This is a genomic window from Streptomyces sp. CAU 1734 (assembly GCF_039888735.1).
GTDB lineage: Bacteria > Actinomycetota > Actinomycetes > Streptomycetales > Streptomycetaceae > Streptomyces.
Genome location: NZ_JBDQQP010000001.1, coordinates 107,615 through 124,925, shown reverse-complemented (window position 1 = coordinate 124,925; position 17,311 = coordinate 107,615). Strand labels below are relative to the sequence as shown.

12 protein-coding genes and 1 tRNA gene are annotated in these 17,311 nt (G+C 69.7%); 6 read left to right on the top strand and 7 right to left on the bottom strand.

What is annotated here, in order from left to right; genetic code table 11:
• Positions 1 to 15: 15 nt before the first annotated feature.
• Positions 16 to 1,530, bottom strand: a complete 1,515-nt coding sequence (locus AAFN69_RS00495; RefSeq protein ID WP_347726190.1) for an MFS transporter — start codon at positions 1,528 to 1,530, stop codon at positions 16 to 18.
• 215 nt (positions 1,531 to 1,745) lie between these two features.
• Between AAFN69_RS00495 and AAFN69_RS00490 the strand changes: the two genes are divergently transcribed.
• Positions 1,746 to 1,819 (top strand) — tRNA-Thr (locus tag AAFN69_RS00490).
• 126 nt (positions 1,820 to 1,945) lie between these two features.
• Here AAFN69_RS00490 and AAFN69_RS00485 read toward each other — a convergent pair.
• Both AAFN69_RS00485 and AAFN69_RS00480 read right to left on the bottom strand, forming a co-directional pair.
• Entirely contained in the window at positions 1,946 to 3,547 is a 1,602-nt protein-coding gene (locus tag AAFN69_RS00485) for a tyrosine-type recombinase/integrase (protein ID WP_347726189.1), read from the bottom strand.
• Positions 3,544 to 4,221, bottom strand: a complete 678-nt coding sequence (locus AAFN69_RS00480) for a helix-turn-helix domain-containing protein (protein ID WP_347726188.1) — start codon at positions 4,219 to 4,221, stop codon at positions 3,544 to 3,546. The genes AAFN69_RS00485 and AAFN69_RS00480 overlap by 4 nt, the downstream gene beginning before the upstream one ends.
• 95 nt (positions 4,222 to 4,316) lie before the next feature.
• Here AAFN69_RS00480 and AAFN69_RS00475 point away from each other — a divergent pair, with 95 nt between their 5' ends.
• The 5 genes from AAFN69_RS00475 to AAFN69_RS00455 all read left to right on the top strand — a co-directional run bounded on the left by AAFN69_RS00475 (position 4,317) and on the right by AAFN69_RS00455 (position 9,818).
• Positions 4,317 to 4,547: a hypothetical protein gene (locus AAFN69_RS00475; RefSeq protein WP_329560140.1), complete on the top strand. Its 231-nt coding sequence runs from the start codon at positions 4,317 to 4,319 to the stop codon at positions 4,545 to 4,547.
• Positions 4,548 to 4,857: 310 nt separating this feature from the next.
• Positions 4,858 to 6,132 (top strand): DUF3631 domain-containing protein, encoded by a 1,275-nt coding sequence (locus AAFN69_RS00470; protein ID WP_347726187.1) that lies wholly within the window; start codon positions 4,858 to 4,860, stop codon positions 6,130 to 6,132.
• Positions 6,133 to 6,504: 372 nt separating this feature from the next.
• Positions 6,505 to 7,227: a DUF2637 domain-containing protein gene (locus tag AAFN69_RS00465; protein ID WP_347726186.1), complete on the top strand. Its 723-nt coding sequence runs from the start codon at positions 6,505 to 6,507 to the stop codon at positions 7,225 to 7,227.
• A gap of 372 nt (positions 7,228 to 7,599) precedes the next feature.
• Positions 7,600 to 8,118 carry a MobC family plasmid mobilization relaxosome protein gene (locus AAFN69_RS00460; protein ID WP_347726749.1) on the top strand — a complete coding sequence of 173 codons (519 nt, stop codon included), beginning with the start codon at positions 7,600 to 7,602 and terminating at the stop codon, positions 8,116 to 8,118.
• Positions 8,118 to 9,818 (top strand): mobilization protein, encoded by a 1,701-nt coding sequence (locus AAFN69_RS00455; RefSeq protein ID WP_347726185.1) that lies wholly within the window; start codon positions 8,118 to 8,120, stop codon positions 9,816 to 9,818. The genes AAFN69_RS00460 and AAFN69_RS00455 overlap by 1 nt, the downstream gene beginning before the upstream one ends.
• 3 nt (positions 9,819 to 9,821) lie before the next feature.
• Here AAFN69_RS00455 and AAFN69_RS00450 read toward each other — a convergent pair whose 3' ends face one another.
• The 4 genes from AAFN69_RS00450 to AAFN69_RS00435 form a co-directional block, all read right to left on the bottom strand.
• Positions 9,822 to 10,919 (bottom strand): hypothetical protein, encoded by a 1,098-nt coding sequence (locus tag AAFN69_RS00450; protein ID WP_347726184.1) that lies wholly within the window; start codon positions 10,917 to 10,919, stop codon positions 9,822 to 9,824.
• A gap of 77 nt (positions 10,920 to 10,996) precedes the next feature.
• Entirely contained in the window at positions 10,997 to 13,078 is a 2,082-nt protein-coding gene (fxlM, locus tag AAFN69_RS00445) for a methyltransferase, FxLD system (RefSeq protein ID WP_347726183.1), read from the bottom strand.
• A gap of 22 nt (positions 13,079 to 13,100) precedes the next feature.
• Positions 13,101 to 14,333: a lanthionine synthetase C family protein gene (locus AAFN69_RS00440; protein ID WP_347726182.1), complete on the bottom strand. Its 1,233-nt coding sequence runs from the start codon at positions 14,331 to 14,333 to the stop codon at positions 13,101 to 13,103.
• Entirely contained in the window at positions 14,330 to 17,302 is a 2,973-nt protein-coding gene (locus tag AAFN69_RS00435; RefSeq protein ID WP_347726748.1) for a lantibiotic dehydratase, read from the bottom strand. The genes AAFN69_RS00440 and AAFN69_RS00435 overlap by 4 nt, the downstream gene beginning before the upstream one ends.
• Between the last annotated feature and the right edge of the window lie 9 nt (positions 17,303 to 17,311).

The window sequence follows — 17,311 nt, the reverse complement described above, 5'->3', positions numbered from 1 at the left end:
CCCCGCCCGCGCGTCTCAGTGGGAGGCCGTGATGGTGAATTCGCGGGGCATCAGCCAGAGCACCAGCACGGTCACCGTGGCGACGATCCCGACCGAGACGAACGCCGTCGTCGTCAGCGCGCTGTCGAAGGCGGCCCGCGCGGCGTCGAGCACCGCGCTGTCGCCCTCCTTCTGCGCCATGTCGAAGGCCCCGCCGATGGACTCCCGGGCCTGCTGCGGCTGCCCGGCCATATGGCTCGCGTACACCGCGCCGTGCACCGAGCCCAGCAGGGCGACCCCGAGCCCGACCCCCAGCTCGTAATTGGTCTCGGAGACGGCACCCGCCTGCCCGGCCCGCTCGGCGGGTACCGCCGAGACCAGCACGGACGAGGCGGTGGTGATGGCCAGCCCGTCGCCGAAGCCGAGCAGGACCAGGACGGCGGCGACATAGCCGTACGCGGTCGGCTCGGGCGACAGCGCCAGCACCAGGAACCCGGCGACCAGCCCGCCGAGCCCCAGCCCCATCACATTCCGCACCCCGATCCGCTCCATGGCCCACGGCGCCAGCAGCGCGCCGGCGAGCGCCGCGAGGGCGGCCGGCAGGGTGCGCAGCCCCGCCTGGGAGGGGGTGTAGCCGTGTACGTACTGGAGCCAGAGCGACAGCAGGAAGAGCGCCGCGCCGATCGCCAGCATCGCCATGAGGATGGCGAGCGCGGCGGCGGTGAACGCCCGGTTCCTGAAGAGCCGTACATCGAGCAGCGGATCCGGCAGCCGGAGCTGGCGCCGGGCGAACAGGGCGAGTACCAGGACGCCGCCGGCCAGCGCCGCGATGTCCACGGCCCCCGGGCTGCCCTTGGCGACATGTTTGATCCCCCACGCCAGGGCGACGATCCCGACGACCGAGAGCACGGCCCCGAACACATCGAGCGGCCCGTGCCCGGCGTCCTTGACCTCCGGCAGCAGCAGCACCCCGGCGGCCAGGGTCACCAGCACGACGGGCACATTGACCCAGAAGGCCGCGGCCCAGCCGTACTGCTCCACCAGCACCCCGCCGACCAGCGGCCCGATGGCGGCCCCCGCCCCGGCGACGGCGGCCCAGATCCCGATGGCGAGGGACCGCTCGCGGGGGTCGGCGAAGATGTTCCGGATCAGCGAGAGCGTGGACGGCATGATCATGGCCCCGCCGATCCCGAGCAGCACCCGCCCGCCGATCAGCTGCCAGGTGCTCCCCGAGGTCGCGGCGATCACGGAGGCGATCCCGAAGATCACGATCCCGGAGAGAAAGAGCAGCTTGCGCCCGTACCGGTCGCCGATGGCCCCGGTGGTGACGAGCAGCCCGCCGAGGACGAGACCGTAGATGTCGATGATCCAGAGCTGTTCGAGCGCGCTCGGCTGGAGATCGTCGATGAGCGAGGGAAGCGCGACATTGAGAATGGTGGCGTCGAGGGCCACCAGCAGCAGGCTGGCGCAGAGCACCGCGAGCATGGCCCAGCGCTCGGCCCCGTAATCCTCCTGTGCCCCGGCCCCTCCGGGCTTCACGGCTCGGGCCACGGTGCCGTCCCTTCGATGGCGCGATGACGCCATGCCTGGCTGTGCCGACTGTCTATCTCTGGGTAAGTATCTGCTGGTATGCCGCTTTGTGCGCAAGTCGGAAACCCCGTGATGGGAGCCATGGCGGTGGTTCGGGGCACTCTCCGGAAGCCTGTAGACTTGGCGCCGCTGCTGACGCAAATCCCTCTGCTTGAGGGCTGCTGTATCCGCAGCTTGCCGCCTTAGCTCAGTTGGCCAGAGCAACGCACTCGTAATGCGTAGGTCTCGGGTTCGAATCCCGAAGGCGGCTCTGAAGAACCTCAGGACTCACTCGCCGTGACCTGGGGTTTTTCGTTGTTTGGGGCATGACGCGTCACACGTCTGGGGTGCCGCGAGATGGCTTGCGTGAGCGATGCGTGAGCGGAGCGGTCCGTGCCTACTTCTTGGCCTTCTTCCGCTTGCCCTTCTTCTTGGCCCTGGCCTCGGCTTTCGCCTTGGACGCCGCCCTCTTGGCAGCCTTGCGGGCCTCTGCTGCCTCGGCCTTCCGCTGAAGCGGGACCAGCTTGGCGGTGGCCTCGGCTGCGTTCTTGCCGACATGGGGAAGGACGCTCTGGTAGATGTCGCGCGTGATCCGGGTGTCGCTGTGGCCGAGGGTGTCGGAGACGATCTTGACGTCGATTCCGGCGGCGAGCATGAGGGTGGCCGCGCCGTGGCGGAGGTCGTGGAGCCGGATCGGCGGGAGCCCGGAGGCGGAGACGAGGCGTTCGAAGAGGTCGGTGACCTTGCCGGGGTGAAGCCAGGTGCCGTCTTCCTGGGTGAAGACCATGCCGGTCTCGACCCAGGCCGTTCCCCACTCCTCGCGGTCCGCGTCTTGGCGCTCGCGATGTTCCTTGAGCACGTTGACCGTGTCGTCGTCGAGCGCGATGACACGGAAGCCGCTGTCCGTTTTGGGTTCGGAGGTCTCGACAGCCCAGCCGTCCTGGACGAGCTGCGAAGACACGGTGAGGGAGTGGGTGTCGAGGTTGGTTTCCGACCAGGGCTGGCCGCATGCCTCGCCCCGTCGCAGGCCACGGAAGGCGATCAGGTGCCACATGGCGTACAGCCGGTCCTCAGCGACGGAGTCGAGGAACGCGCCGGTCTGCGCCGGTGTCCAGACCATGACGGGCGAGGGCTTCTCGCCCGTCTGCTCCCAGACAGCGACGCGCTCGTCCGTCCAGACGAGGGCCTTGGGCTTGCGTGCTGGGTCGATCTCGACGTGGGCGGCGGGGTTGAAGGTGATGATCTGCTGGCCGATGGCGTCGTTGAGGGCGGCGCGAAGGGTGGCTTTGACGTGCTGGCGGGTGGCGGGGCCGGTGACGCGGCGGAACGGCGGCATCGTGTCGATCGCGGCCTTCAGTGTCTTGCGGTGGGCCCGGTGCTCCGCACCCTTCCACGGGATGGTCGCGAGTTCGTCGATCGCGGCGCGTCGTTGGGCGTTCTGTTCGAGGAGCTCGGTATTGGTGTCGGTGATGGTGGTGAACATGTCGCTGAGGTGGCTTACGCGCAGCCGGTCGAGGCGGCGGTGGCCGATGTGTGGTTTGAGGTGGATGCGGATGTCGGTCTCGTACCGGCTGATGCCGGACTTCCGTATGCGTTTGCCCGCGAGCCACCGGTCCAGCCATTCTGCGACGGTGAGGCTACCGACGAGGTCCTGGCCCGCGTTGAGTCGCCGACGCGTCTCCTCCACGTCGGGGAGGGGTGCCTTCTCGTCGCCGATCTCCTCCAGCATGGCCGCGATCAGCGTCATGCCCTCCGGGTCGTCTGTGTCGGTGAGGCTGAGGAGGGCGCGGACGTGGTCGAGGTCGGCTTGGGCCTTCTTGAGGGTGTCGTAGCCGGCGCGGCTGAAGGAGCGGCGGGTGCCGTCTTCGCGGGGCGGTAGTTCCTGGCGGATGGAGTAGGAGCCGTGCTTGCGGCTGGACAGTTTGGGGCACTGTTTGCCGAGCGGTTTGCCGGTGTGGGGGTCGCGGCAGTAGCAGCGGCGGTGCGTGGAGCCCTTCAAGCGGTTTCCTCCGTGGGGTCGGTGTCGGTTTCGGGTGGGTCGACGTCGTGGAGTGCGGGTGGGAGGTCAGGCGGGGTGGCGCCGTCCTCGCGGATCTCGCGGCGGAGTTTGCGGAGCTCGCTCTTGGCCGCGATGGCGCGGTCGGCGTACTCGGCCCGCTGGCGTTCGGCGTTCTCCCGCTGGGCGCGGGAGGCGGCGGTTCTGGTGTCGAAGCGGGCCTGCTTCTCCTCGTCGAGTGCGGCGAGTGCGGTGCGGATGAGGAGGGTGTGGTGCTCGAACTCGGGCACCATTCCGGGGTCGTTCTCGAAGACGTCTTCCTCGCCGGTGAAGCGGCGCAGGGCGTCCCAGGTGGGGACGAGTTCCTGGAAGGGGAGTTCCTGGGTCTCCTCGACATAGCCGACGGGGAAGATCAGGTGGACCGGGTAGGTCTCCAGGGCGGCGGCCAGGACCATGACGTCCACCAGGGGCAGGCTGGCTCGGCGGCCGGATTCCATGTTGGCGATCACGTTGCGCGGGATCGGGTGCCCCAGCTCCTCGCAGCGGTCGGCCAGGTCCTGTGCGCTCCATCCTCTCCTCCTCCTTCTGCGCCGGACCTCGCCGGCCACGGTGGCCTTGATCCGGTCCACCCACTCCGGAAAGTCGTCTTCTTCATCATCGAAATCGCGTTGTGTCATGCAGACACATTAGCTTGAGGATCATCGATGGAGTGGCCTGGAGCCGGACGTGATGGACGCGTTCGCCGACGGCTGCATCGAAGAGGGGGTGCCGCATGCGCGGAGACGTCACGAGCGGGCAGTCGAAGGGGATGAGTCGGGAGGAGTTGCTGGCCCTACCGGTTGCTGTTGACCTGGACACCAGCAACCGTGCGCTCGGGTTGGGGCGGAGCAAGGGGTACGAGCTGGCGAAGCGGGGCGCCTATCCGTGCAAGGTGCTGCGGCTCGGCAACGCCTACCGGGTTGTGACGGCGGACCTGTTGGACCTGCTCGGTCTGGCGGCGTGAGGGGCAGGGAGCGTAGCAGGCGGTTCTGCGCTGAGCTGACACAGAATCGCTGGACTGTGCAGGGGTGTGGACGTACTGTCCGTGTTCCCTCGGGGAACGCCCGGCCTGTTCCGTCTCGGAACACCGCCCGTGTTCCGTCTCGGAACGCCCGGTCCGCTCCGCTTCGGAACACGGCTTGCCGGCCCCGAAGGGACGGGGTGGGCCTCCGGCGGTGCAACGCCGAAGGCCCCGGCAACCCCTATCGGCCTGTCACGAACCAACCCGGCGCAAGGGCGTGCAAGCCCGCCACCGCCAGAAGAGGAGCCGCCCAGTGGAACACACCCCCACCGAGCCCTATTCCACCCCCGCCAAGCCGACCTGGCCCCCGATCGCGATCCCCGGCCACCCCGCCGCCCAAGCGTCCCTGCTGGTCAGCCCGGACGCGACGGAGGCCGCTCCAGCAGACGTACTGCCCCACGAGACGGCACCCGATCCGGGACCGGCCGCAGGGTCCGCCCTGCTGGACGAACTGCGTGCCCAGATAGCCAGGTTCGTGATCCTGCCCTCGTCCGAGGCCCTGGACGCGGTGACGCTCTGGGTGGCGGCGACGCACCTCCAGCCCGCATGGCAGCACGCGCCGCGCCTCGCGGTCGTCGGCCCGGCGAAACGGTGCGGCAAGTCCCGGCTCCTGGACGTGCTCACCGAGACGGTCCACGAGCCGATGCTCACCATCAACACCACCCCAGCAGCGGTCTTCCGCTCGATCACCGAGGAGCCGCCCACCCTCCTGGTCGACGAGGCGGACACCATCTTCGGCACGCCGAAGCAGGCCGAGAAGAACGAGGAGATGCGCGGCCTGCTGAACGCCGGGCACCAGCGGAACCGTTACGTCACCCGGGTCGTCGGCAACGACCACACCCCGCACAAGTTCGCCACCTTCGCCATGGCCGCCATCGCGGGCATCGGAGACCTCCCCGACACGATCATGGACCGCGCCGTGGTGATCCGCATGCGCCGCCGGGCCGAAGGCGAGGCGGTCAAGCCGTTCCGCTCCCGCCGCGACATCCCGGCCCTGCACGAACTGCGCGACCGGATCGCCGCCTGGGCCCGCCCGCTGCTGGACGAAGCAGCCGACCTGGAACCGGAACTCCCGGTCGAGGACCGCGCCGCCGACACCTGGGAACCCCTGGTGATCATCGCCGACCTCTCCGGCGGGCCCTGGCCCCGCCTGGCACGGGCAGCGTGTGCACGGATGGTCGCCGCCGAGGAGCGGGCGGAGGACGAGAACCCCAGCGGGGCCAAGATCCTCGCCGACATCCGCCGGATCTTCCACGCCAAGGGCGACCCGGAGAGCCTCAGCACCGACGACCTCCTGTTCACCCTCAACAGCGACACCGAAGCCCCCTGGGCCGAATGGGGCCGCAACGGGCTCACACCACGCGGACTCGGCGCGCTGCTCCGCGACTACACCATCGCCTCCGGCAACGTCCGCGTCGGCGAAATCCAGCGCAAGGGCTACACCCGCAACAAGTTCGCCGACGCCTGGCGCCGCTACTGCCCCACCGTCCACCCGCTCGACGCCGACCCCGCCACCGCCGAGGGCTGACCCAGCTTCGCCCCGGTTGCCGTCCGTGCCGTCCCTGCCGTGATCTCGCAGGTCAACAGGCATCCGAACGAGACGGCAACCGGGTCCAAGACGGAAACACGATCACCACCCACCTCGGGGCTGCCCAACCGCGTCCCGATCCGTCTCGTGCCGTCCCAGCCGTACCCGCCGTATTGCCGCAGGTCACAGTCCCGTGCTCTGGGACGGGAGGCAGACCGCACCCGTCCACGACCCGTCCCACAGGGCATGACACCACCGGGACTCTCACCGCCCGGCTGACGTACCGGCCCTGACCTGCGCCTGCAACGGCCAAGACGGCAAATACGGACCACGCCGACAGCCCCACGCACCACCCCAGGAGCACATACCCCCATGGCCCCATCCGCCATACCGCCCGCACACTCCGACACCGGTCACCGAGTGACCAGTTGGGACCGTGCCGCGATCCTCTCCCTCGGCGCCGCCGCCTGCGCCCTCTCGTACGACGCCCTCCAGCAGATGGCCGTCGCCATCCACGTCCGCGGACTCCTCACCTACCTGTTCCCACTCGTCATCGACGGATTCATCGCCTACGGCGTACGCGCCCTCCTCGTCCTGCGCACCGCCCCGTTCCGAGCCCGCCTCTACGTCTGGGCCCTCTTCGGCACCGCCACCTGCGCCAGCATCTGGGCCAACGCCCTCCACGCCGTACGCATCAACCAACAGAACCCGCCCGGCACGCTCCACCTGAGCGACCTCACCGTCGGCATCCTGTCCACCCTCGCCCCACTCGCCCTCGCCGGAGCCGTCCACCTCCACATCCTCATCACCCGCGAAACCACCACCGACACGACACCCCCGCCGGTATCCCTCCCCGCTCCGGAACAGCCCACCAGCGAACCAGCAGCCACCCGCCGGGGCGGCCGGCCGGCGGACGCAACCCTCGACGAACTCGTCGAGATCGGCCGAATCGCCGTCACCGAGCACGGCCGTATCTCCCGCTCCACCGTCCTCCAAGCGATCAGGGACAAGGGCCTCAAGGTCAGCGGAGAGCGGCTCACCGAGGTCATGAACACCCTCCGAGTCGAGAGCGAGACCACCTTCGCCAACGGCTGACCGCACCCCACCGGAACAAGCGCGGGGTGGTCGGAACCTTCCGACCACCCCGGTCACGGACCACCCGTCGCGGACGAAACCGAGACGCCTCTGAGCTGCGGTCCCAGATGACGACGAGAAGTTGGCCTGCCACCGAGCCCACGCCGCCTGATGCCTGTGGCCTCAGCACTCGTCGCCATGGCTTTCCCGGACCCATCCGACGACTCTGCACCCACTTCACGAGCACACCCCGAGGAGAACCGCCGTATGCCCCACCCGAACAGCCCTCAATCCCTCGACCCCAAGGAGACGACCACTGCGGTCACCAGCGCAGCAAGGTATGCCGCTGGACCGTCCAAGGGCCGGTCCCATGCGGATGCCTCCGCCCCAGGGGTGGCGGAGGAGTTCGGGCACCAGGGGGCGCCCGAGGGAGAACCGTCAGCGTTCCCGGCCGCCAGCCCGTTGCCGCGAGCAGCCGAAGCCGCCGCGTTGCATCGCGTCGCTCGTCGTCGCCAGCGTGATCCGAGCGGCCAGCGCAAGCAGCGTGTCGACGCCCGCTACAGCGTCGACGAGAAGACGGCGATCCTCGCCCGAGCCAGGTCACTGAACATCGCCGGAGCCCACTACGTCGGTGCGGTCGTCATGGCCCACATCCACGGAGATCTCGCCCTGCCAGGCCAGCGCACCCCGCTCGACGACTACATCGATGAGCTGACCGCCCTCCGCGGGGAGGTCGCCAGGATCGGCAACAACATCAACCAGATCGCCCGCAAGCTCAATGCCGGTGGCCATCCCCAGCCTGGGGACACCGAGCTCCTGGCCCAAGCCGAACGCACCCTGGCGGACACCGGAACCACCGTCCGCCGGATCGCAACAGCCGCGAACCAAGCCCTTACAAGGAAGGAGGGCTAGTGATCGCGAGCATCACCAGCGGCAAGAGCACCGCCGGCCTCATCTGGTACCTGTTCGACACGAAGAAGGCCAAGGACCACACCGACCCGCACCTGGTCGCATCCTGGGACGGCTTCGCCCCGGACCCCGGCCGGGCCGAGGACTTCGACGCCACCAAGAAGCTCCTCGTCGCCGACCTCGACCTGCGGGTCAAACAGGCCAGGCGGCTCGGCCGGGCACCCGAACAGCATGTGTGGCACTGCTCGGTCCGGGCCGCGCCCGAGGACCGAGAGCTCACGGACGACGAGTGGGCCGAGGTAGCCCGCCGTATCGTCCACGCCACCGGCATCGCCCCCGAAGGCGAACCGGACGGATGCCACTGGGTAGCCGTCCGCCACGCCCCGGACCACATCCACATCGCCGCCACCAAAGTTCGCGGTGACCTGAGCGGCGCCCGTAACTGGCACGACTACCGCAACGCCGACCGCGAGCTCGTCGCTGTGGAAAAGGAGTACGGCCTCCGCCAAGTCGCGCGTGGAGACCGCACCGCCGCCAAGCGCCCCACCCGCGCTGAACAGGAGAAAGCCGCCCGTCGCGGCCGGGGAACGACCGCGCGAGAGCAGTTGCGCACCACCGTCCGCGCCGCCGTTGCCGCCGCTTCCACCATCAAGGAATTCGCCCACCTGCTCAGCCAGATCGACGGTGTACTCACCCAGGTCGTCTACTTCCCATCCGGGGACGCACGTGGATACAAGATCGCGCTCAAAGGTGACACCAATGCCCAAGGCGATCCCATCTGGTTCTCCGGCTCCCAACTCGCCCCGGACCTGTCCTTCCCCAAGATCCGGGAACGTCTGGACACCATCGAGTCGGAGGCCGACCAGCAACCGAATCGGGACAGGCCCGACCCATGGCGCCAGACGATCACCATGATCGAACTCATTCCCCACCACCTGGACCAAGCCGACGACGAGGCCTCCCAGGCCCACCTCCACGCCTTCGGTGAAGTCCTCGACGCCCTTCCCCTCCTTGCGCCCTGGCAGCTTCGGACCCAGCTCCGAGAAGCGGCCACCACGTTCGAACGCGCCACCCGCTCCCGCATCCGGGCCGAGCAGAACCAGGCCCGTGCGCTGCGCAGCGCCGCACGAGCAATGCTCCGGCAGCCCCCGCGAAAGGATGGAGCCTTCCTGGCGATGCTTCTCGACGCCGCAGTCCTCGTCGTCATCGCCGCAGCTCGCTGGCATCAGCTCCGCCATCACGACCAACAGGTCGAAGCCGCTCACCAGGCTCTGCTGCATCTCCAGTTCGCCTACGACCAGGCCGCTGTCGCTCCATTGACCGCCCTCGCCCAGGGTCGGCCACCCCAACCGGTCGTGGAGCAGTACATCCACCGCGTACGTCGTGCTGTCCCCAGCCAGGCGCAGCGGGTCCTCGCAGACCCTGCCTTCGACGCCCTCGTCGCCGTTCTGTCCGAAGCCGAGGCCGCTGGCCATGATCCGGATCGGTTGCTCCGGCAGGCCACCGATCAGCGTGCCCTGGATGACGCCCGCCACCCCGCCCGAGTGCTGACATGGCGCGTACAGCGACTCAGTACAGGTCAGGCGCCCAGTAGCCGAGACCGTGTGGCTCGGGTACGCAGTACCGCCAAACCGAGTAGCGCTCCGTCTCGTCCAGCAGAGTTCATCCCGCCACAGCCGTCGGCGCCGGGGCGCCGACGCTGATCATCAGGGCACGAGGCTATCCCGGATCACCTTGTCGCTGGCGCGTAGGGCCGCTGTCAGTTCGCCGTGCAGATGATCCGGGATGGCTCCGGCTCCCAGAGCGCAGGCCCTGACCAGGGCGCGGCAGTTCTGGGCTTCCCGATCTGTGGCCAGGGCGAGGAAGAGAGGGTGGGCCAGGACCTCGCGGGCCGCGTAGCCGTCCTCGGCTTCGGTCGTCCTGCGGTGGAGGGCTTGCACCATGCGCTGCGCGGCGGGTGTTTCGGCGGGACCGACCGCGTCGAGAATGGTGAGACCCAGCCGGATGTCGAAGACGGTCATCCCAGGTTCCGGCGACCGCTGAAGGTAGGCCGTGATCAGTTCTGCCAGGTGTTCGTCGCATGCCTGCTGGGCGTCGCGGCGGCACAGGGCGGTCAGACACGCCGTGACGAGTTGTTCCCACGGATCGCCGGGCGTCGTGTCGTGGAAGAGCGCTGCTGCCGATGCCGTGTCGCCGGAGACGAGGGCGGCCAGTACGGCGACCTGGCGGCCGTCGAGCATCCGCTTGCCGACGCCTCGGTGCGACTCGATGTGCGTCAGGGCCTCGGCCCAGCGGCCGGCGATGGTCAGGGTACGGGTGCCGTCGGCAAGGAGTACCCGCCAGAGCCACGCGCGGACCTCTTGGCGGTCGGCTTCGGTCGCCGTGAGGTCCGCCGGTATCCCGACGCAGTCGAAGCGGGCGTGCGCGCCTGCCTCGACGGCTCCGTACAGGTCGAGCAGTCGTTGCCGTCCTTCGTCGGCGCGGCCGGCGCGGATCTGGAGGCGGGCGAGGTTGACGACGGGTTCGAGTCCTCGGATCGTGCTCATCCCTGGCAGCGGACAGGCATGGAGGTACGCGGCAGCGTGCTGGTGGCACAGCTCGCGCGCCAGGTCGGGAAGGCCGAGGTCGGAGGCGATGAGCGCGGCCTGGTTGTAGACGGCCGATGCCAGGCCCTGGTCGGCCTTCCGTACCGCGGTGTCGGCCAGATCGGCGAGCGCGCGGATGCGTTGGGGCAGGGGCAAGCAGGCGGGGCGGAATCGGGCGACGAGCGGGAAGCGCTGGGCTGTGGGTCCGTGCGGGTCCATGGGTCCCCCGGGGCGTGGTTCGGCGACGGTGCCCGCCCGCCGTAGGCCGACGGGCACCGTCCTCCATCTGTCGGTTGTCACCGCCAGTCGACGACGATCCGGTTCAGCGGGGTGTCGAGGGCGAAGAGACCGGGGCACTGTTCGATGGGCGGGGCGTCGAGAGGCTGGATTTCGAAGGTGGCTTCCCGGCCGCGGTACTCCCGGTCCCAGGTGCGGATGGCGTCGGCGACCGTCGCGGCCAGTTCGTCGCTGCCAGGGCCGTGGCCGATGACGCCGAACTCCCAGAGCTTGCCGCCCTCCGGGGTCCTCTTCTCCAGCAGCCGCCGGGCCAGATAGGTGACGGCGCCCTTCTCGACGGCCGCGGTGGACGAGGGGTACGGGTCCTCGGTGAGCAGCCCGCCCTTGGCGCTCTGAGGGAAAAGCATCCGGATCAGGCCGGAGGGCAGGGAGCAGGTGAGGAACAGCTCCATCCACTCCGGCGACTCCATGGCACGGACCGTCATCCCGGTCCATTCCGCGGTGCGCGGCTGCTCCAGAACGCGAGTGAGGGCATCGGCGTCAATGTCCTGGCTGGCGGGGGCCTGGAGCCGGACAGTGCCGTCGGCGCCGAGCGGGATGATACGGCGGTCGTCGTCGGCGATGCCCCGCCGGAGCGGCATGAAGGTGTTCATCTCGCTTCCGAGCGACACCCACCGGCCGTCGCGCTGTTCGTACGCGATGGAGCGGGCGACGCTGCCCTTGAGGCGCTGGGGGACGAGGAGCCGTCCGCCGGGGGCGAGCTGTTCCAGCCAGGCGTGCGGCACGCCGTGCGCGCCGACGGTCGCGATGATCCGGTCGTACGGTGCGCCCTCCGCGTATCCGAGGGCTCCGTCCCTGGTCACGGCCTCGACGTTGGTGATCCCGGCTGCGGCGAGATGTTTGCGGGCTCCCTCCACGAGGTCGTCGTCGACATCGAGGGTGGTGACGTGGCCGGCCTCGCCGACCAAGTGCGCGAGAAGTGCGGCGTTGTAGCCGCTTCCGGCGCCGAGTTCGAGGACGCGGTCGCCGGGACGGACGTCGAGCTGGTCCAGCATGAGGGCGACGACCCCCGGCTGGGAGGCGCAGGAGATGGAGGTGCCGTCGGTGTCGTACTTGATGTGCACCGGCGCGTTGGCGTAGGCGTCTTCGAGCGACGCGTCGGGCACAAACGCATGACGGGGGACGGCCCGCAGGGCGTTCTCGACGGCTGCGGTGCGGGCGTGTCCGTTCGCCCGGATCCGGTCGACCAGGGCGTTCCGGAGGCGCTCGGCCTCCGCCGAGTCGGCGGTGATCGTGTCGGTGTTCACCGCGCCGACGCTATCGACGTCCGCCGCTGCCCCGCTGGGCGACGCGGTGTTGTCACTGGTTCCCATGACTACCTCTCGTGCGATGTTGAACAGAGCGCTCTGATCGTCCCGGAGGAGACCGGCGCGGTTGGCGTGGAAGATCACGTGGTGGGCGAGTACCGCCCGCAGGCCACGGGTGAGACCACCGTGGTCCGCGAGATCGGCGAGCGCCGCCCCCGTCCCCTCGAAGGCAGTGACCCATTCGCCCTGCTTGTGGAACGGGCCGCCTGGGTGGCAGAGACCACGGGCGTCGGCCGTCATCAACTTCCGTACGGCGGGAGCAAGCTCGGCGACGCGTTCGGCTGTCAGCGGATCGGTGGCCGCTCGAAGGGCGGCGACCTTTGACCAGACATCCCCCTGCTCGAACCAGTCGAGCCCGGCACCGCGCAGCATGGCGCTCACCAGAAGGACGACGGTCTCTCGCCGCCCCAGGTGCTTCGGGCCCGGCTGGTATGTCAGCAGGTGGTGGGAGTCGCTGTGGAACAGTTCGTGGGCTGCGTCCATGGCTGCCCGGCCGCCGAACGCGTCGGTCTCGGGCTCGTACTTACCGGTCCGCCACGATGCTACTGAACCCTCACCGACCAGGTCGTCCAGCAGCGACTCCATGACTGAGGCCGTTTCGTCGGCGCGGTATCGGAGGGGCCAGGGCTGCTTGTTCATGAACCACCAGCCGGAGAGCTGCCCGGCCGCCTCGGCGGTGATCAGTGCTGGGGCGAGGCGTTTGGCGATGACGAGCTGGGCGCGTGAACGGTCGACGAAGGTGATGTTGTGCTGTTGCCAGCGGTCGGAGGGCATCGGGGTCCTTCGATCAGGCGGATCAGGCGATGAGAAGGCAGGAGTCCCAGGCGGATCGGGGCGGGGTGGTGGTGCTGGGCGCGATGAGCGCCAGGGCGACACCGGCGGCACCGTCGAGCAGGCCAGGATCTCCGCTCCCGAGCGCTGCGCCCGGTGGGTGGATTTTGTCCAGGAGCGCCGGGATCGCGGCGCGTATCCGGTCTGCGGTCGTGGCATGGGCGTCGTCGGCGACACGGGCCGCCAGGTGGGCAAGCCCTGCGAAGCCGTGGCAGAGGCCGTCGTCCGTGATGACCTTGAGCTGATCGGAGTCAGTGAGAGCGGCCACGAGGGCGTTCTCGGCCTCGATCCGGCGGTGGGTGTCGCCAAGGGCGAACGCCGCGAGCTGCTGAGCACGGGCGAGGCCAGCGGCCCCGTAGCACCACGACGGTCGCCGGCGCGTGGACGGGGTGAGGCGGCCGGTCCGTAGTTCGTCCCGAGTGATCCAGTACGGCCATGCTGGGCCGTCGTCGGCCTCCCAACGGTCCAGCCACGCCAGGATGGTGCGCATCGCCGTGTGGTGCCCGCTCACGACGGTGCCGCGCCGGGCCGCCAGGGCCAGAAGTGCGAGTACGCCGCCTATGCCGTGCGCCATGCCGCGGTTGGCGTGACCGCCGGGGAAGCGGTCGTCCGGCTTGCCTGAGGGGCCGGTCTCCGTCCACCAGCCGGGCAGGGTCTCGCTCTGGTCGGTCAGCGGTTCGGTGAGGCGTACGCAGTAGTCGAGCACGGCACGCGTCGTGGTGCCGTCGGGACTGCGGCGCAGAAAGCAGGCCCCGTATCCGGTGAGCCCTCGGATGGCATCGAACTCGGCGAGCTGCGGCAGGCGCCCGGCGTCGATACGGCGGTGGGCGGCGTCCAGGCGACGGCTGACGTCGATCAAAATCTGCTGGTCCATTGAGTCCAGGGCGCGTTGGTAGGACCCGGGGAGTTGGTCCGCCGCGCAGGCGAGGGCATGGGCGAGGGCGGGCAACCCGTAGAAGGGGTGGCTGTCGGGACCGCTGGTGAGGGGTTGCCGGGAGGCGGCGGCGAGCCAGTCGTGAGCGCGTTGCCATGGTCCGAGGCCCCGCGCGGCCCGTTCGATGTGCAGGAGTGCGATGCCGGGAGGGCCGTAGGCCAGGTGTTGCCCGTACGCAGGCATGGCCCAGGACCGGGGCACATCGGGATCGGCGAGCTGGGACGCGATGGCGTCGACCAGGCCAAGGGCAGGGTGGGTGATCATGACGGCCTCCCCTTTGTACGGGCGGTCCAGGCGAGAGCGGCAGCGCGCGCCAGGTAGAGGCACACCTCTTCCTCGGGGAAGTTCACCGCGACATGCCGTACGAAGTGGACGTGCAGGAGGGACGTCAGAACGTCATCGACGGCGATGCCCTGAGTGTCCGGGCCCGGCAGATGGGGCCGGTAGGCGGCAAGGGCCGCGTCCCGTTCCGCCCACCCGGACACGATGGCGTCCCCGCCCGGGACTTTGCGAAGCGCCGCCCAGTTGTCGCGGGGGTCGGCCAGTCGTACGGCCTCCGCGAACTGCGGGCGCGGTACGGGTGCGGGAGCCGTCGGTTGAATGTGATCGACCAGCCACCGCATCCCGGCTTTCGTGCTGCCGAGGAAGGCGGAGACGATGGCGACGGAGTGCGCCGCCACCAGGGCACGTTGGCGGAGACGCTGCCGCTGCGCGAGCTGCGCCACCACGGCGCGCGAGTCGGTCCGGAAGACATCCTCGGCAGCGTCCCACGCCGCTCCGGAACCCCAGCGGCCCATCTCGCGGTACGAGGTGGGATAGCGCAGATCGGCCAGCAGGCCAGCCTGGCGCAGTTCGTCGGCCCACTCACTCACCGTACGGGCGGTCTCGCCGAAGGCCCCCGGATGGGGAAGGGCGATACGGAGGCGGAGGTGCTGGGCCGGGTCGCGGAAGCGGATGAACCACCAGGGTGGGTTGCCGAGCCGCTCCAGCAGGCCGGGCAGGTGCTGGGCGAGCACGACGTCCTGGCGGCGGGCATCCCCGTACAGGGCGGCCAGGAGTACGGAGGAGGCTGCCGGCGGCTGCATCTGCGCTGGTGAGAGGGAACGAGCCGGGGTGGGGGCGGGTAAGGACGGCCACGCCGTCGGCCGTACCGCCTTGAGCGGCAGGACCACCTCGTGGGCACGTCCACCGCACCAGCCGTACCCCTCCGGGGCTTCGACCAGCACGGCGATGTGCGTCCGGTCGAGGTGCTCGCGGAGCAGCGTTCGGTGACCGGGCTCGTCGAGGTCGAGGAAGAGGTACTGGTCCCCCTCCACGAGATAGACCTGCCGCGGCAGCCGCCGTCGGACCCGCCAGTCGGATAGGGCCGCATCCCACTCGGCACCGCTGGCCAGCTCCGAGGATTCGAGTCGCCAGCGCGCCGGAGCCAGCACGGTACGTCCGTAGCGGAGACGCGGAAGGAACGGCATCGCCGCGGCTATGCCCCAGTCGAACACGGTGACCTGTGCGCACTGGGCCCGGGACAGTTCGGTGAGCAGCCGCACTGGCGGTGGGGTGTGCGTACGCAGGTTCAGCGCGTTCATCCCCACGGCTTCGACACGGTGGCCCCGCCCGGGAGCGGCTAGGTACATCCGGCGTCCGTCGCACGCGACCGCGAGCTCGTCGAGGGTGAGAACGCCCAGGCCCGGGGCGCGATGCTCCTGGAGGCTGATCACGGTGGGCAGGACCTGAGGCGTACGAGTGACGTGGGCGCTTTCGGGGAGGAGCGGCGGGAAGGAGAGCTGCGCGGGCACGGTGTCGCTGTCCGCGGTCGGGAGACCGGCCAGCTCGGCGCTCAACGCCTCGCGATCACCGGGCTCCAGCACACCGAGGAAGCGGCCCGTGGAGACACCGGCCCCGCGTGACACGCTCACGATCTCCAGCCGGAACCGCCCGCGCCGCAACTCCTCCAAGCCGGCCGAGTGCACCCGTACGCCCACTTCCAGGTGTGGTGGGACGCGCGGTTCGTCGGGGCCCACGTCGAGAGCGCCGATCAGTTCGTCGGTGAGGACGACCTCCTCCTGGCCTTCGAGCGCGGCCTGCTGCGCCAGGCGTACGAGTGCGTCGTCCCGAGCGGAGCCCCGAGGCCGGCGCGCACCGGCCGGAGTGCCCGGGTAGCCGTCGGGATAGCCGATGCCGCTGTCCGCCACGACCTCCTTGAGAGGCACCATCGTGCCGATGCCATACCGCTCGTAGAAGCGCTGGTGGTACTCACCCCAAGCAGCGGTTCCGTACGGGCGGACGCTCAACTGGGTCAGGACGAGCGTGGCACGTTCGACTTCGCGGGCCACCGCCTCCGGCAGGACGAGCTTGGCGTTCAGCCGTAGGTCGAACGCGATGGGGTGGCGCTTCCCGTCCGGCACGAGTTCCCGCATCCGCGCGGCGGCTCTGTCCCGACTGCCATGCGTGGAGCACTCGCTCAAGGCTGACCGGATCGTGCGCAGCTCGGCCACCGTCTTCGAGATCCGTGCAATGCTCTCGGCTTCAACGGCGTCGAGCTGGTCGAGGAGGTACCCGAGAGCGTCGGTCTCCGTACTCGGGGCGTGCAGGCTGGTGATCAGTACCCGCCGTTGGATCAGCTCCGCCAACAGCCGGCGAGTCTTCTCCGGCCCGGCCTCGGGAAACTCCGCTTGGAGCTTGCTCAGAAGCATGCCCATCCTGATCGGTGCCTCGGCCGCAGTGAGGGCCGCCTGCACTGGTGCGGTAAGGGCCAGCGATGCCTCGACAGCGCGGGTCTCGTCGCCTCGGTCATCAGACTGAAACGGCACGATGAGCCGGTCCCCACGGATCAATGCGGTGCTGTTGGCGACAACGGCCAGTCGTTCGAGCAGCTCCGCGCACGACTCCAGCCGCTGTACGACCGTGGCCAGCCACTCGGCCCCGGCCCTGCCGACGAGCACGTGCTCCTCGCCCCAGCCCGCACTTGCCCGTGACCTGAACGTCGCGGTGGTTACACCGGCGAGCAGCCCAAAAGGAGTCGCTCGGTGCTGGGCCCGCAACAAATATCGGATCACGGAAAACACCGCGCGCCGGAGAGCCCGTGGATCGGGCCGTTGAGCTGTGCACAGGCCCTGCACTTGCACGGCCAGGGCAGGGCTGGAGTGCTGCAAGGTCTCGGCGAAGTCCTCGTCCGCCAAGACTGCACGCAGCCAAGCCGCATGATTTGCTGTGGCATCGGGCAGCCCGTCGTCCAGGTCGGGCCA

Excerpts from the sequence above, each read along its gene's own strand:
- AAFN69_RS00480 (WP_347726188.1), bottom strand. The coding sequence starts at position 4,221 with ATGACACAACGCGATTTCGATGATGAAGAAGACGACTTTCCGGAGTGG.
- AAFN69_RS00475 (WP_329560140.1), top strand. The coding sequence starts at position 4,317 with ATGCGCGGAGACGTCACGAGCGGGCAGTCGAAGGGGATGAGTCGGGAG.
- AAFN69_RS00465 (WP_347726186.1), top strand. The coding sequence starts at position 6,505 with ATGGCCCCATCCGCCATACCGCCCGCACACTCCGACACCGGTCACCGA.
- AAFN69_RS00450 (WP_347726184.1), bottom strand. The coding sequence starts at position 10,919 with ATGGACCCGCACGGACCCACAGCCCAGCGCTTCCCGCTCGTCGCCCGA.
- fxlM (WP_347726183.1), bottom strand. The coding sequence starts at position 13,078 with ATGCCCTCCGACCGCTGGCAACAGCACAACATCACCTTCGTCGACCGT.
- AAFN69_RS00440 (WP_347726182.1), bottom strand. The coding sequence starts at position 14,333 with ATGATCACCCACCCTGCCCTTGGCCTGGTCGACGCCATCGCGTCCCAG.